Source organism: Pseudoduganella sp. GW821-FHT11H04 (genome assembly GCF_058807935.1).
The window spans coordinates 377,791-391,152 of sequence record NZ_JBXARE010000003.1; the positions used below are offsets into that span (position 1 = coordinate 377,791).

At 61.0% G+C, this 13,362-nt stretch carries 14 protein-coding genes; 4 read left to right on the forward strand and 10 right to left on the reverse strand.

What is annotated here, in order from left to right:
* Window positions 1–11 precede the first annotated feature (11 nt).
* Complete coding sequence (locus AC1RTP_RS08845; protein ID WP_498607151.1) at window positions 12–1,892, forward strand: potassium transporter Kup; 1,881 nt, start codon at window positions 12–14, stop codon at window positions 1,890–1,892.
* A gap of 110 nt (window positions 1,893–2,002) precedes the next feature.
* A complete protein-coding gene (locus AC1RTP_RS08850; RefSeq protein WP_498606544.1) occupies window positions 2,003–3,187 on the forward strand; it encodes an FKBP-type peptidyl-prolyl cis-trans isomerase in 1,185 nt (394 codons plus the stop codon).
* A gap of 48 nt (window positions 3,188–3,235) precedes the next feature.
* Here the strand turns inward: AC1RTP_RS08850 and AC1RTP_RS08855 are convergent, their stop codons facing one another.
* The 5 genes from AC1RTP_RS08855 to AC1RTP_RS08875 all read right to left on the reverse strand — a co-directional run bounded on the left by AC1RTP_RS08855 (window position 3,236) and on the right by AC1RTP_RS08875 (window position 5,905).
* Window positions 3,236–3,688 carry a GNAT family N-acetyltransferase gene (locus tag AC1RTP_RS08855; protein ID WP_498606547.1) on the reverse strand — a complete coding sequence of 151 codons (453 nt, stop codon included), beginning with the start codon at window positions 3,686–3,688 and terminating at the stop codon, window positions 3,236–3,238.
* 41 nt (window positions 3,689–3,729) lie between these two features.
* Window positions 3,730–4,050, reverse strand: a complete 321-nt coding sequence (locus AC1RTP_RS08860) for a DUF4148 domain-containing protein (RefSeq protein WP_498606549.1) — start codon at window positions 4,048–4,050, stop codon at window positions 3,730–3,732.
* Window positions 4,051–4,106: 56 nt separating this feature from the next.
* Window positions 4,107–4,535, reverse strand: a complete 429-nt coding sequence (locus tag AC1RTP_RS08865; protein ID WP_498606551.1) for an organic hydroperoxide resistance protein — start codon at window positions 4,533–4,535, stop codon at window positions 4,107–4,109.
* Window positions 4,536–4,688: 153 nt separating this feature from the next.
* Window positions 4,689–5,201 (reverse strand): thioredoxin family protein, encoded by a 513-nt coding sequence (locus tag AC1RTP_RS08870; RefSeq protein WP_498606552.1) that lies wholly within the window; start codon window positions 5,199–5,201, stop codon window positions 4,689–4,691.
* Window positions 5,202–5,203: 2 nt separating this feature from the next.
* On the reverse strand, window positions 5,204–5,905 hold the full coding sequence (locus AC1RTP_RS08875) for a cytochrome c biogenesis CcdA family protein (RefSeq protein WP_498606554.1): 702 nt from the start codon (window positions 5,903–5,905) through the stop codon (window positions 5,204–5,206).
* Window positions 5,906–6,058: 153 nt separating this feature from the next.
* Here AC1RTP_RS08875 and AC1RTP_RS08880 point away from each other — a divergent pair, with 153 nt between their 5' ends.
* Both AC1RTP_RS08880 and AC1RTP_RS08885 read left to right on the forward strand, forming a co-directional pair.
* The gene (locus AC1RTP_RS08880) at window positions 6,059–6,799 is read left to right on the forward strand and encodes a response regulator (RefSeq protein ID WP_498606557.1); all 741 of its coding nucleotides are present in this window, start codon (window positions 6,059–6,061) and stop codon (window positions 6,797–6,799) included.
* Window positions 6,796–8,097, forward strand: a complete 1,302-nt coding sequence (locus AC1RTP_RS08885) for an ATP-binding protein (RefSeq protein WP_498606561.1) — start codon at window positions 6,796–6,798, stop codon at window positions 8,095–8,097. The genes AC1RTP_RS08880 and AC1RTP_RS08885 overlap by 4 nt, the downstream gene beginning before the upstream one ends.
* A gap of 1 nt (window position 8,098) precedes the next feature.
* On the opposite strand, the gene AC1RTP_RS08890 is transcribed toward AC1RTP_RS08885, so the two are convergent.
* From AC1RTP_RS08890 to prfA, 5 genes are all read right to left on the reverse strand, one after another.
* Window positions 8,099–9,103 carry a histone deacetylase family protein gene (locus AC1RTP_RS08890; RefSeq protein ID WP_498606563.1) on the reverse strand — a complete coding sequence of 335 codons (1,005 nt, stop codon included), beginning with the start codon at window positions 9,101–9,103 and terminating at the stop codon, window positions 8,099–8,101.
* 3 nt (window positions 9,104–9,106) lie between these two features.
* The gene (gene gshA, locus AC1RTP_RS08895) at window positions 9,107–10,699 is read right to left on the reverse strand and encodes a glutamate--cysteine ligase (RefSeq protein WP_498606565.1); all 1,593 of its coding nucleotides are present in this window, start codon (window positions 10,697–10,699) and stop codon (window positions 9,107–9,109) included.
* A gap of 119 nt (window positions 10,700–10,818) precedes the next feature.
* Window positions 10,819–11,652, reverse strand: a complete 834-nt coding sequence (prmC, locus tag AC1RTP_RS08900; RefSeq protein ID WP_498606567.1) for a peptide chain release factor N(5)-glutamine methyltransferase — start codon at window positions 11,650–11,652, stop codon at window positions 10,819–10,821.
* The gene (locus tag AC1RTP_RS08905; protein WP_498606569.1) at window positions 11,649–12,122 is read right to left on the reverse strand and encodes a disulfide bond formation protein B; all 474 of its coding nucleotides are present in this window, start codon (window positions 12,120–12,122) and stop codon (window positions 11,649–11,651) included. The genes prmC and AC1RTP_RS08905 overlap by 4 nt, the downstream gene beginning before the upstream one ends.
* A 127-nt stretch (window positions 12,123–12,249) precedes the next feature.
* Complete coding sequence (gene prfA, locus AC1RTP_RS08910) at window positions 12,250–13,326, reverse strand: peptide chain release factor 1 (protein WP_498606572.1); 1,077 nt, start codon at window positions 13,324–13,326, stop codon at window positions 12,250–12,252.
* Window positions 13,327–13,362: the final 36 nt, after the last annotated feature.

The following is a 13,362-nucleotide window of genomic DNA, read 5'->3' on the forward strand; positions in this document are numbered from 1 at the left end:
ATTTGGGTGAAATCTTGTCACAACATAAGAAAAGCAGCGTTGCCGCGCTGACGCTGGCCGCCGTTGGCATTGTTTACGGCGATATCGGCACTAGCCCCCTCTATACCCTCAAAACCATCTTCGATCCGGCCCACGGGCTCCCGCTGAACCAGGAAAACCTCCTGGGCATCGTTTCCCTGATTTTCTGGGGCCTGACGATGATTGTGACCGTCAAATATGTCACCTTGATGCTACGCGCCGATAACCGCGGCGAAGGAGGCATCATGGCCTTGATGGCCCTGGCCCTGAATTCCGTAAACAAGGCGGCGCCGAAATGGCACTTCCCCCTGCTGCTGATCGGTACCTTTGGCGCCACCATGTTCTATGGCGACAGCGTGATTACTCCCGCCATTTCAGTGTTGTCGGCGATCGAAGGTCTTGAGGTCGCAGCACCCGGCCTGGAAAAATTCATCGTCCCGCTCACCATCATTGTGCTGGTGAGCCTGTATGCCGTGCAGCGTCACGGTACTGCCGGCATTGGACGCTTCTTCGGCCCGATCATGGTGCTGTGGTTCGCTGCCCTGGCGGCGATGGGCGTCATTAACATCGCTAAAGAAACTGCCATCCTGCATGCGCTCAACCCGGCGCATGCATTTACCTTCCTGTTCTCGCATGGCATGGTGGCCTTCGTGGCGCTGGGTGCAGTAGTGCTGGCATTCACCGGCGCCGAGGCGCTCTATGCCGACATGGGCCACTTCGGCAAGAAGCCGATCCGCATCGCGTGGTTCTTGATCTGTTTCCCTGCGCTGGCGCTGAACTACCTGGGCCAGGGTGCGCTGCTGATCAAGGATCCGGCTGCGTTGGCCAACCCCTTCTACAATCAGCTCGGCAGCTGGAGCGTGATCCCGCTGGTGATCCTGTCGACCGCCGCCACGGTAATCGCGTCGCAGGCCACCATTTCCGGCACATTCTCGATGACTAAGCAAGCGATTGCGCTTGGTATGCTGCCGCGCATGCGCATCCAGCACACATCGGAAAGCGAGATGGGCCAGATCTACATTCCTGTCGTGAACTGGCTGCAGTTGGGCGTAGTGCTGATTGCGGTGATCGGCTTCCAGTCTTCGGATGCGTTGGCTGGTGCTTACGGCATTGCGGTGACCGCAACCATGCTGGCGACCACCATCCTGACGTTCTTCGTGACGCGTTACCGCTGGCACATGCCGCTGATCCTGTGCTTCGGCGCTACAGGATTTTTCATTGTCATCGACATCACGCTGTTCTCGGCGACGACCCTGAAACTGTTCCATGGTGGCTGGTTCCCGCTACTGCTAGGTATCGCGTTGTTCACCACAATGCTCACCTGGCGCACTGGCCGCGAGCTGGTGTTCAAGAACCTGGAAAAGCACGCGATCCCGCTGGAAGACTTCCTGAATTCCCTGTTCATGGCGCCGCCGACCCGTGTGCCTGGCACCGCGGTGTTCCTGCGCGGCGAGAGCGATGGCGTGCCGCATGCGCTGCTGCATAACCTGTCGCACAATAAGGTGCTGCATGAGCGCGTGGTGTTCTTCACCGTGCACATCGTGGAAGAGCCGTATGTATCGCCTTCGGAGCAGGTGCGCGTCACCTCGCTCGGCCATGAGTGCTACCAGCTGAACATCCACTACGGCTTCAAGGACGAACCGGATGTACCGGCCATCATGGCCTTGTGCGAGCAGTGCGGCCTGAAGTTCGAGATGATGGAAACCTCCTTCTTCATCGCGCGCCAGACCGTAATTTCCACGCCGGGTGAAGGCATGGCGCCATGGCGCGAACACCTGTTCGTGGCCATGTCGCGCAATGCGCGCGCGGCGGCGGACTACTACCAGATCCCGCCGAATCGCGTGATTGAACTCGGCACACAAGTGGAAATTTAATTTGTAACGGGAAGGTGCGTCATATGCAGGGTGAATTTACGGTCTGCTAAACTTCTGCTCCGTTACCCCGATTCATTTGACGAATAGGCAAGATTGAAATGAAGAATTCGATGTTCAAGGCAATCGCCACCCTGGCTTGCGCCGTAGCCCTGACGGCTTGCGGCGGTGGTTCCAACAATAGCGAGACCACCACTCCGCTGCCACCGCAGCCCAACTATACAAAGGTAAGCGAAGTCATTGGGACCGGCGCGGTCGTTGCAAACGGTGACCTCGTGTCTTACTATGCCACGGGTTACGTCTACGACGAGACCAAGGCGGACAAGAAAGGTGATCCGTTCGTGACGCCGACTGTTGGCGCACCGTTTGTGGTCACCGTGGGCGTCGGTGCGGTTATTCCAGGCATTGACCAGGCACTGGTCGGCATGAAAGTGAATGGCAAGAGCACCTGGCTGATCCCGGCAAACATGGCGTTCGGCGCGACTGGCTTTACAGACACCGCCGGAAAAGTGAAAGTGCCGGCCAATACCGCCGTGGTCTATGACCTTGAAGTAGTCGCCTCGACTACGCTGTCGCTGTTCCCTAAGATTGACACCGTTATCGGCACCGGCGCAGTTGCTGCTTCGAAGAACTTGGTGACCATCAATTACACTGGTTATCTGCGCGACGATAACCAGATCGATAAGAAGGGCGCGAAATTTGAAACTTCCAGTGCGCCGTTTTCCTTCCTGCTGAACGTCGATAGCCGTATCCAAGGATGGGACCTGGGCATTCTTGGCATGAAGGTGGGCGGCAAGCGTACGCTGCTGATTCCGTCCGGTATGGCATGGGGCAAGGATGGTCGCAAAGATAACGCAGGTACGGTGATTGTTCCGGCCAATACCGACGTGGTATATGACATTGAGCTGACTGCGGTTAATGCATCGCCGCCTGCCCAAACGACGCAGCCTGCATTCGATGCAAAGGATGAAGTAATTGGTACTGGCACCGTGGCCGCGGCCACTGGCTACACCCTGGCCGTGCAATATACAGGCTACCTGTACAACGATAGCGTGACCGATAAGAAGGGCCTGCGCTTCGACACCTCACGTATCACTGGTACCGCGTTTTCCGTCAAGCTGGGTGAAAATAAAGTCATCCAAGGCTGGGAGAAGGGCTTGCTTGGCATGAAGGCTGGCGGCAAACGTACGCTGATCATTCCGGCAAACTTGGCCTACGGTGATAAGGCGCAGACCAACATTCCGGCAAACTCTCCATTGATCTTTGACGTGGAAGTGACTACCGTTACCGCTCCTTGATCGGGCGGAAGCCAGTAAAGAAAAACGGCCTGCGGGCCGTTTTTTTTATCACCGCAGCATTTCCAGGTGTGGAATGCCGTCTTCGTCGTAGGGCTGGCCAACTGCCTTGAAGCCGAAGCTGCCATAGAATTTTTCCAGGTGCGCCTGAGCGCCGATGCGGATGCGTTGGCCGGGGTGCAGCGCTTCGGCGCAGCGGATGCCCTCGGCGATCAGTTGGCGGCCCGCGCCACTGCCGCGTGCCGCATGCGTGGTCAGCACACGCCCCAGCGACATCTCGGGATACTTGATGCCCGGCGCGATACAGCGCAGGTACGCGGCCAGCTTGCGTTTGCCGTCGACTAGCTGCCAGCCGAGCAGGTGGTGGGCGTCCTGGTCGCAATCATCGAGGTCCGAATAAAAACACTGCTGTTCGATGACGAAGACCTCTTGCCGCTGCCGCAGCATTTCGTAGAGGTCTTTGTTGGGAATGCTGTTGAAGTCCAGCCACTGCCATTCAATCATTGGTCGCCTCGCATGATGGGAGGCGACCATTTTATGCCAGCTTACTGTTCCTGGCGGAGTTCGCCATTCTTGATCGCTAAAGCGAGTTCGGCTTTCACCTCGGCGCGGGTTTTTCCACCGCGCATTGGAGAGGCAAAGTCGAGCGGATACAGTTCGCCGGTAAGGATTTCACCTTTGCGCAGGGCGGCGATGGCTTCAGCACGCACTTCGGCACGGGTTTTGGTCGAGACGAAAGTATTGTCGAATTGGGAGCCGTCGTAGGCCTCGCCCGACGCTGCGGTACGGGTGGTCGGCGGCGCTGCCTGGGCAGCAGCGGAGAGGGCCAGGGCAGTGCTGGCGATGAGGGTTGCAAATGCTTTCATGATCTTTCTCCTTCAACGGTGGGCACGGCCGGCTTGGCCGCCGTGCCCTTTCTTGCTTATACGATAGTCAGGGTGACGTCGATGTTGCCGCGTGTCGCGTTCGAGTACGGGCACACGATGTGGGCGGCGTTCACCAGTTTTTCTGCGGTTTCACGGTCCAGGCCGGGCAGGGAAATTTTCAGTTCCACTTCGATGCCGAAGCCGGTTTCGATCGGGCCAATGCCGACCGTGGCGTTGATCGAGGCATCCGCCGGAACCGCGATCTTGTCGCGGCCGCCAACGAACTTCATGGCGCCGATGAAGCAGGCGGAATAACCGGCTGCGAACAGCTGCTCAGGGTTGGTGCCGAAGGCGCCATTGCCGCCCAGTTCTTTTGGAGTGGTCAGCTTGACGTCCAGGGCGCCGTCGCTGGTAGCGGATTTGCCTTCGCGGCCGCCGGTGGAAGTTGCGTTAGCGCGGTACAGGATGTTCGAGATCTTAGCCATGATGAGTTTCCTTTTCGTGAGTAGTGAGCGATTAACTAGCGTGCTATTTGTTTCCGGTTTCCGGGGCGTTGTTTGCTGCCCATGTGCACACTATAGATAGCGCGCGATTTAATTGCAAGCTATTTTTGAAGAATTTTTCGCTCATGAGGAATCTCACTCGGTTTGCGCCAGCAATTGCTGGATCCGCGCTTCGGTTTGCTCGTATTGGCCTTCACCAAAGTGTGTGTACACCACTTGGCCTTTTTTATTGATTAAATAGAAAGCTGGCCAGTAGCGGTTGTTGTACGCATTCCAGGTGGCGTAGCGGTTGTCCTGGGCGACTGGGTAGCGTATGTCAAATCGCTTCAGGGCGGTGCGCACATTCTCTGTCTTGCGCTCGAACGCATATTCCGGCGTGTGGACGCCGATAACGACCAAACCCTTGTCCTTGTACATATCGTGCCACTTCACGACATGGGACAGGGTGTTGATACAGTTTATGCAGTCATAGGTCCAGAAATCAACCAATACCACCTTGCCACGCAGCTGCTTCATGCTCAGCGGTTCGCTGTTCAGCCATTGGTCGATGCCTGTGAATTCGGGAGCCTCGGCTGGGGCGGCGCTGGCGCCGGCGGAAGCGCCGAGCAGGGTGGCCGCGGCGGCCAGGAATTTCAGGGTGTTCTTCATGATTACAGTCCTTTCAGGGTTGGGAAGTGCTGGGCGGCCCAGGCATAAGCCAGGGTGTCGTATTGCAGGTAAATCGCGACGGCGGTGGCAAGCACCAGTACGCCGAATACTTGTTGCAGGCGATGGGCATGGCGCGCCACGGCACGCACATGCTGGGTGGCGTACTGGCCGCCATAGATAATTCCGAGCATGGGGACGGCGGCTCCGATGGCATACAGGGTGAGCAGCAGGGCGGACCAGGCAGGGTCCTGCGCTTTCACCACCAGCACCAGGATGGAAGCAAGCACCGGGCCGGCGCAGGGTGTCCACACGGCGCCGAGCGATACCCCCAGCAGGAAGGCGCCGCCGTTGCTGCCGTCGTCCTCGCGCGGAGCGGACGAAGCGCTGCGGCCGGGCAGGCGGGCCAGCAGCCATTCATAAGGCCCCGGCCACACGCGGAACAGGCCGGACAGGGCAAGCAGGGCGATGGCGGTATTGCGCAGCACATCCTGCGCGACTTCGATAGCGCTCGAAACGGCGCCCAACAGCATGGCGACACTGGCAAAACTCAGGATAAAACCAGCCACAATGAAAAGCGGGCGGCGTGGATTGCGCTGGTTGACGCCGGAGCCCAGCAAGATGGGCAGCATAGGCAGCACGCAGGGCGAAGCGACTGTCAGCAGGCCGGCCAGGAAAGCCAGCGGAGTGTCGAGCGGGTTGGTCATGGTCGGCTCCGTGTTTTGGAATGACTCCATTGGACCGCGCCCACGTATCCGCCATATTTCGCCGCACCCCCGCGTGTGCAATGTTTTGTGTACCTGCACCGCCCGTACACACTGGGATACAAAACTACCCGCCGCATTGGGTATCATGGCTTCATGGAAAACCAAGACCACATCCTGATCGTTGACGATGACCGCGATATCCGCGAGTTGATCGGCGCCTATTTGCAGAAAAACGGCTTGCGCGTTTCACTCGCCGCGAACGGGCGCCAGATGCGCGCCGTGGTGGAAGAAGACACGCCGGACCTGATCGTGCTGGACCTGATGCTGCCCGGCGAAGACGGCCTGACGCTGTGCCGCGACCTTCGGGCCGGCAAACACAAGGCCGTCCCGGTGCTGATGCTCACGGCGCGCAACGACGAGACCGACCGCATCATCGGCCTCGAAATGGGCGCCGACGACTACCTGCCCAAGCCCTTCGCAGTGCGCGAACTGCTGGCACGTATCAATGCAGTGCTGCGGCGCACGCGCATGCTGCCGCCGAACATGCAGGTCAACGAGTCGGAACCGATGCTGGCTTTCGGCGACTGGCGCCTTGACACGGTGGCCCGTCACCTGCTCGATGCCGACGGCACCCAGGTTGCGCTGAGCGGCGCCGAATACCGCCTGCTGCGCGTCTTCCTCGACCATCCACAGCGCGTGCTGACGCGCGACCAGCTGCTGAACCTGACCCAGGGCCGCAATGCCGACCAGTTCGACCGCTCGATCGACTTGCTGGTGAGCCGTGTGCGACAACGCCTGCGCGACACGGCGCGCGAGCCGCGCTACATCAAGACGCTGCGCAGCGAAGGCTATGTATTCTCGGCTGCCGTGACGCTGGCGGCAGGCCAGCCATGATGCGCCTGCACTGGCCGCGCACGCTGTTCGCGCGCCTCGCCTTGCTGCTATGCCTCGGGGTGGCGGTAGCGCAGGGCTTGTCGTTCTGGCTCACCATGCGCGAGCGCAATGAGGCCACCACCAATATGATGATGGGCTATATCGAGCGCGAGGTCACTACTTCGGTGGCGCTGCTTGATGCCTTGCCCGCCGCCCAGCGTGCCGAATGGTTGCCGCGCCTCGCGCGCCGCAGTTATGAATTCCGGCTCGAGCCTTGCGATGAAGCACTGCCGCACCTGGAGGTGCTGGAGGCGAATGCGGTGCGCTCTTTTGAAGAGGGCATCGGCAAGAAATACAAGCTGACAGTGCACCAGATCATCGGCGAACGCGAACGGTACCAGGTGCACCTGGAGCTGAGCGACGGGATGCCGCTGACCATCGATTTCCGTCCCATGCGCACCGTGCCAATGTCGCCATGGTTTGGCGCTTTGATGGCGGCGCAGCTGGCGGTGTTCGCCCTGTGCTGCTGGCTGGCTGTGCGTCTCGCTACGCGACCGCTTGAGCAGCTGGCGCAAGCGGCGGATGCACTTGGCCCGGATATGCAGGGCGCACACTTGCCGGAAAGCGGCCCATCCGAGGTGGCGCGTGCAGCGCGCGCCTTCAACGCGATGCAGCAGCGTATCGCCGGCTATATGGGAGAGCGCATCCAGATCCTGGCGTCGATTTCGCACGACTTGCAGACGCCGATTACGCGCATGCGTTTGCGGGTCGACATGATGGACGACGATGCGCAGCAGGCCAAATTGCGCCAGGATTTGCGGGCGATGGAGCAGCTGGTGAAAGAGGGCGTGGCTTATGCGCGCACGCTGCACGGCACCAGCGAGGCGCCGACCCGCATCGATCCTGATGCGCTGCTCGAAAGCATGGTGCACGACTACGTCGATGCCGGCAGCGCAGTAACGCTGCAAGGTGCGGTTGGCCGGCCGATGGATCTGCGGCCGCAGGCGCTGCGCCGTGTGCTGGGGAACCTGATCGACAATGCGCTCAAGTTTAGCGGTAGCGCTGAGGTGCGCGTCGAAGGTAGCGGTGCGGGCATTGTGGTGCGCGTGCTCGATCGCGGTCCAGGGATCCCGGCGGAATCACTGCAAGCGGTATTCGAGCCCTTCGTGCGGCTGGAGTCTTCACGCAGCCGCGAAACGGGCGGCACAGGCTTGGGACTGGCGATCGCACGCCAACTGGCAACGGCAATGGGCGGCACGCTGACGCTGCACCAGCGCGAAGGTGGCGGCCTGGAAACGCGGCTGGCGCTGCCAGGCTAAGTCAGACCATCGCGCAGTCGAAACCTTCCAGCACGTTGACGATATTGGTGCCCAGCTCGCGCAGCGGGCTGCCGCCTTCGAGCACGAAGGCAGTGGGGAAACCAAGCCAGGCCAGTCGCTCGCCTGCGCGCAGGAAGTCCCCAGCCTGCAGGTCAAAGCCGCCATGCGCCTCGCCGGCAAAAATGTTACCGCCCAGTGCGACAACCAGCGCATCGGGACGGAACATGTTCAGTCGCAAGCAGGCTGTTTCCAGCGCCGCAAACCATTCGGCCGCGCCAGCACCTGGCGCCAGCGGAAGGTTGATGTTGTAGCCAACGCCTGCACCGCCGCCTGTTTCGTCGGCGTGACCGGAGAACCAGGGAAACGCATGGTTCGGATCCGCGTGGATCGACATGCACAGCACGTCGGCGCGCTGGTAGAAGATGCCCTGCGCGCCGTTGCCATGGTGGTAGTCCAGGTCGAGGATGGCGACGCGCGTCAGGCCGTCGTCCAGCAAATGCTGCGCAGCCAATGCGGCGTTATTCAGGTAGCATCCGCCGCCGCAAAAGTCGGCGCCGGCCAGGTGGCCTGGCGGCTGCGTCAATGCGAAGCTGGCGCGTTCACCCACACGCAGCGCATGGGCGGCATTGACGGCGCAATCGGCACCGGTCTTGGCTGCCGTCCAGGTGCCGGCGGTGATAGGCGTGACGGCATCCATCGAATACAAGCCAAAGCGCGCGGCCAGGCTGGCCGGTTCAATATCGGTGCGGAAGGTGCGTACCGGCCATTGCGTGGCGATGGCGGGATGGTCGGCGTTTCCCGGCGCGGCGGCCGACCACTCGGCCCATGCAGTGCGCAGGAAATGCAGGTAGCGCGGCGCATGCGTCCGTTCCAGTGCCATCAAAGGCACGCCATGCGGCGTAACGATCTGCCCCAGGCCGCGCCGCCCAAGCTCGGACAGCACGCTTTCAACGCGCTGGGGTTCCCCAGCGTGCTGAGCGTGTTGTTCGTTATAAAAGGTGAGCAAGGGTCAGGTGCAGTGGTTCGGGCACAGGTTGCTGGCGCGGTAGGCTTTGACGTAGTCGTCGAAGCTGCCGCCCTGGCTGCGTTCCATTTCTTCCTGCTCGGCGATGGAGGCGCGCGCCAATTCGTTGAAGCGCGCCACGTCTTCGGCGCTTGGCGGATGGCTGCGGAAGAAAGCCGCATGCTTCTCGCTCTGGTGCAGGCCGAAAGCGGTGAACGATTTGCCGTTCTCGCGCAACGCTTGCAGCACGCGCGCCGAAGGCGTGATCTCCGGATCGTGCAGCTTGGCCGCTTGCGCCTCCAGAGCCGCCATGTGTTCGCGGCCGCCGTGTTCGCGGTCCAGCAGTTCCGCCACCGGCTTGAAGCGCTCCAGCAAATCCAGGCCCCACTGTTTCAGCGTGACTTCTTCGCCATCGCGTGTCAGGGTCAGACCAGGACGGCGGCCTTCCTTCACGGTGCGCGCGAAATTACGCGCCAGCAGCTCGCCATGTTCCGGCGTGATCAGCGGGCTTTCTTCCAGAGCGCTGAACAGCAGGAACACGTCGAGGAAACGGCCGGTCTGCACATTGATGCCGACAGGCTCGAACGGATCCACATCCATGCAACGCACTTCGATGTACTGCACGCCGCGGTTGCACAGCGCCTGGATCGGACGCTCGCCGGTATTGATCACGCGCTTTGGACGGATGGTCGAGTAGTACTCGTTCTCGATCTGGATCACATTGGTCGACAGCTGCACCCACTCGCCATTTACTTTGGTGCCGATTTTTGCATACGGCTCGTAAGGCTGGTTGACAGCCTTGGTCAGCGTGGCCACATAGGAATCCAGGCTGTTCTCGTGCGGATGCAGGCCGGATTGCGCCTCGTTCTGGTAACCCAGATCGCTCATGCGCAGGCTGGTCGCGTACGGCAGGTAAAGCGTATCGCCGGACAGCTTTTCCAGCTTATGCGGACGACCGCGCAGGAAGCCCTCTGCCAGCGCCGGCGAAGCGCCGAACAAATACATCAGCAGCCAGCTGTAGCGGCGGAAATTGCGGATGGTGGCCAGGTAGGCTTCCGACTGGTAGGCCTTGGGCGTAACATGGGTCGCGCCCTCGTTTTCGGCCAGGATACGCCACAGGCGCTCGTCCAGCGAATAGTTGTAGTGGATGCCCGCGATGCACTGCATTGCCTTGCCATAGCGCAGGGCCAGTCCGCGGCGGTACACATGCTTCAGCATGCCCAGGTTGGACTTGCCGTACCACGCGATCTCGATGTCTTCCTCGGCCGGCAGCTCGCACGGCATGGATTGGCTCCAGATCAACTCATTGCCCAGCTTCGTGTAGCTGAAACGATGAATCGCATCCAGCTTTTCCAGCGTGGTCGCGATATCGCGCTCCGCCGGGGTGATGAACTCCAGCAGGGTCTCAGCGTAATCGGTGGTGATTTGCGGATTCGTCAGGGCCGAGCCCAATGGCAGGGGATGTGGCGTATGCGCCAGGCGGCCATCCGGCTGCACCCGCAGGGTTTCTCGTTCAATGCCGCGCAGGCCGCCGCCCAGCACCGCACGGTGCTTATCGTCGGCCAGCAAGGCCAGGCGGCGAGTCAATAGATTGGACAATTTGCTTCCTTTCCGATGCAGCAAATCAAATTGGTGCGAGATTAACCGAAAACCGAAAAGCGCGTACGATGAGCCCCCAAAACGGCCCGGAAGCCGCATGTTGCCGTATTTTACCCGGGTCAGGTCGCCGGACGCCTGCCGCCGCTGACCCGCTCGATGCCGGCCAAATCCTGCCAGCTTTGCACCTCAGTGTAAGCAGCGGAAGACAGCAGGGCACGCACGGCCTCCGCCTGGTCGTAGCCATGTTCCATCAGCAGCCAGCTGCCTGTCGCCAGCTTGGCGGGCGCACCAGCGATGATGGTACGCAGGGCGCTCAAGCCATCAGCGAAATCGGTCAATGCGCCGCTGGGTTCGTAGCGCAAATCCCCCTCGGACAAATGACGATCGCCGTCGGCGATGTAAGGAGGGTTGGAGACGATCAGGTCGAACTGCTCGCCCTCCACTGCTCCATACCAGTCGCTGTGCAGGAAACGAACGGCGGCGTTGTTGCGCAGCGCATTGCGCGAGGCCACGGCCAACGCCTCCTGGCTAAGGTCCAGCGCCGTGACGCTGGCATCGGGACGGCTATGGGCAATCGCCACGGCGATAGCGCCGCTGCCCGTGCCCATGTCCAGCACCTTGCCGCGCGGCGGCAAACGCACCAGGGCAAGTTCCACCAGCAGCTCCGTATCGGGACGCGGGATCAGCACCGCCGGCGTGGTTTCGAAATCGAGGCCAAAGAACTCGCGCTGGCCGATGATGTAGGCCACCGGCTCGCCATCATGGCGGCGCTGAAGCAGCGCGGCGACACGCGCCGCTTCATCGACCGTGAGCGCGCGGTCTGACTGCGTGATCAGGGTTGTTCGTGTGATGCCCAGCGCATGGCATACCAGGATGCGTTGGTCGACCGGATCGAGCAGGGGCTTGCGCTGCAAGGCGCCCAGCGTGATACCGGCTGTGACCTGGTTCTTCATGCGCGCTTACGCAGCACCACCCAGGCGGTGCCGATGGACAGGATGCCGAACCAGATGAAGGACCAGACAGGAATCTGCAAGCCCATGAATTTTTCAGTCGCGTCCTGGCACAAGCCTTCCGCGTAAAACAGCCAAGGCAGGTATTCAGAGGTAGGGATTTTGTTCAGCATCGTTTCCATTGGATCGATACCGCAGGACAGGCCAGGATGCGCCAGGATCCACAGCTGCTTGCCCGCCACGCCCAGGCCGCCCAGCGCACCCAGCAGGCCGATGCCGGCCGCCAGCTTAGGCTTGGAGGTAAAGGCGCCAACCAGCGCAGCCAGGCCGATCGCGATGAACAAGTAGCGCTGGATCACGCACAGCGGGCAAGGCATCAGGAACAGCACATGCTGCAGATACATTGCAGCGCCGATCATGGCAAAGCTCACAAAGGCGATCGCCAGCAGAACGTTACGGTTGCTCATCGTCATCAATTTATCAGGTTGAAAATCCGGCCAATTCTCGCACAAAGCGCTGAAGGCTACCTTAATCTAAATCGGGGTCAGCTTCGGCAATCGGACAAATGTCCACCTTGGGGTCAGGAACGAAAGTGGACATTTAATCGCCCAGAGCGGCGAGCTGTTCGGCTTGGTGCTCGGTGGTCAGGGCGGTAGTCAGTTCACCGAGGTCGCCGTCCATGATCATGTCCAGCTTGTACAAGGTCAGGTTGATGCGGTGGTCGGTCATGCGGCCTTGCGGGAAGTTGTAGGTGCGAATGCGCTCACTGCGGTCGCCAGAGCCGATCAGGCTCTTACGCGTCGCCGCTTCCTTCGATTGCTGTTCGCGCAGCTGCACGTCCTTGATGCGCGCGGCCAGCACCTTCATCGCGGAGGCCTTGTTCTTGTGCTGGGAGCGGTCGTCCTGGCACTCCACCACGATGCCGGATGGGATGTGCGTGATACGCACCGCCGAATCGGTCTTGTTGATGTGCTGTCCGCCGGCGCCCGACGCGCGGTAGGTGTCGATGCGCAGGTCGGCCGGGTTGATATGGACGTCTTCCACTTCATCCGCTTCCGGCATCACCGCCACGGTGCAGGCGGAGGTGTGGATGCGGCCTTGGGTCTCGGTGGCCGGCACGCGCTGCACGCGGTGGCCGCCCGATTCGAATTTCAGCTTGGAGTAGGCGCCATTGCCGATAATGCGCGCGATTACCTCACGGTAGCCGCCAAGGTCGCTCTCGGAGGCCGACACAATCTCCACCTGCCAGCGCGAACGCTCGGCGAAGCGGGTGTACATGCGCAGCAGGTCGCCAGCGAACAGCGCCGATTCATCGCCGCCGGTACCGGCGCGGATTTCGAGGAAGATATTACGCTCGTCGTTTTCATCTTTCGGCAGCAGCATCTTCTGCAGGTCCAGCTCCAGGCCGGCCAGGCGCGACTTGCCGCCTTCGATTTCTTCCTGCGCGAATTCCTTCATGTCCGGATCGGACAGCATGGCTTGCGCTTCGTCGATATCGCTCAGCGTCTGCTGGTAATCCTTGTACAGCGCCACCAGCGGCTGCAGCTCGCTGTGCTCGCGCGTCATCTTGCGGTAGCTGTCCATATTCGACGTGGCGCCTTCGGACATCAGCAGTTCGTCCAGTTCGACCAGGCGGTTCGCGAGTTGGTCCAGCTTGGCCAGCATTGATGGTTTCATACGTTCCTGTATTCGGGGGATAGCACGGGTAGCCGC

What these genes read in the sequence shown, in the direction of transcription:
- AC1RTP_RS08870 (WP_498606552.1), bottom strand. Translation starts at nt 5,201, where the DNA reads ATGAAGAACACCCTGAAATTCCTGGCCGCCGCGGCCACCCTGCTCGGC.
- AC1RTP_RS08860 (WP_498606549.1), bottom strand. Translation starts at nt 4,050, where the DNA reads ATGAAAGCATTTGCAACCCTCATCGCCAGCACTGCCCTGGCCCTCTCC.
- AC1RTP_RS08875 (WP_498606554.1), bottom strand. Translation starts at nt 5,905, where the DNA reads ATGACCAACCCGCTCGACACTCCGCTGGCTTTCCTGGCCGGCCTGCTG.
- AC1RTP_RS08885 (WP_498606561.1), top strand. Translation starts at nt 6,796, where the DNA reads ATGATGCGCCTGCACTGGCCGCGCACGCTGTTCGCGCGCCTCGCCTTG.
- AC1RTP_RS08905 (WP_498606569.1), bottom strand. Translation starts at nt 12,122, where the DNA reads ATGACGATGAGCAACCGTAACGTTCTGCTGGCGATCGCCTTTGTGAGC.
- prfA (WP_498606572.1), bottom strand. Translation starts at nt 13,326, where the DNA reads ATGAAACCATCAATGCTGGCCAAGCTGGACCAACTCGCGAACCGCCTG.
- prmC (WP_498606567.1), bottom strand. Translation starts at nt 11,652, where the DNA reads ATGAAGAACCAGGTCACAGCCGGTATCACGCTGGGCGCCTTGCAGCGC.
- AC1RTP_RS08850 (WP_498606544.1), top strand. Translation starts at nt 2,003, where the DNA reads ATGTTCAAGGCAATCGCCACCCTGGCTTGCGCCGTAGCCCTGACGGCT.
- AC1RTP_RS08880 (WP_498606557.1), top strand. Translation starts at nt 6,059, where the DNA reads ATGGAAAACCAAGACCACATCCTGATCGTTGACGATGACCGCGATATC.
- AC1RTP_RS08855 (WP_498606547.1), bottom strand. Translation starts at nt 3,688, where the DNA reads ATGATTGAATGGCAGTGGCTGGACTTCAACAGCATTCCCAACAAAGAC.
- AC1RTP_RS08865 (WP_498606551.1), bottom strand. Translation starts at nt 4,535, where the DNA reads ATGGCTAAGATCTCGAACATCCTGTACCGCGCTAACGCAACTTCCACC.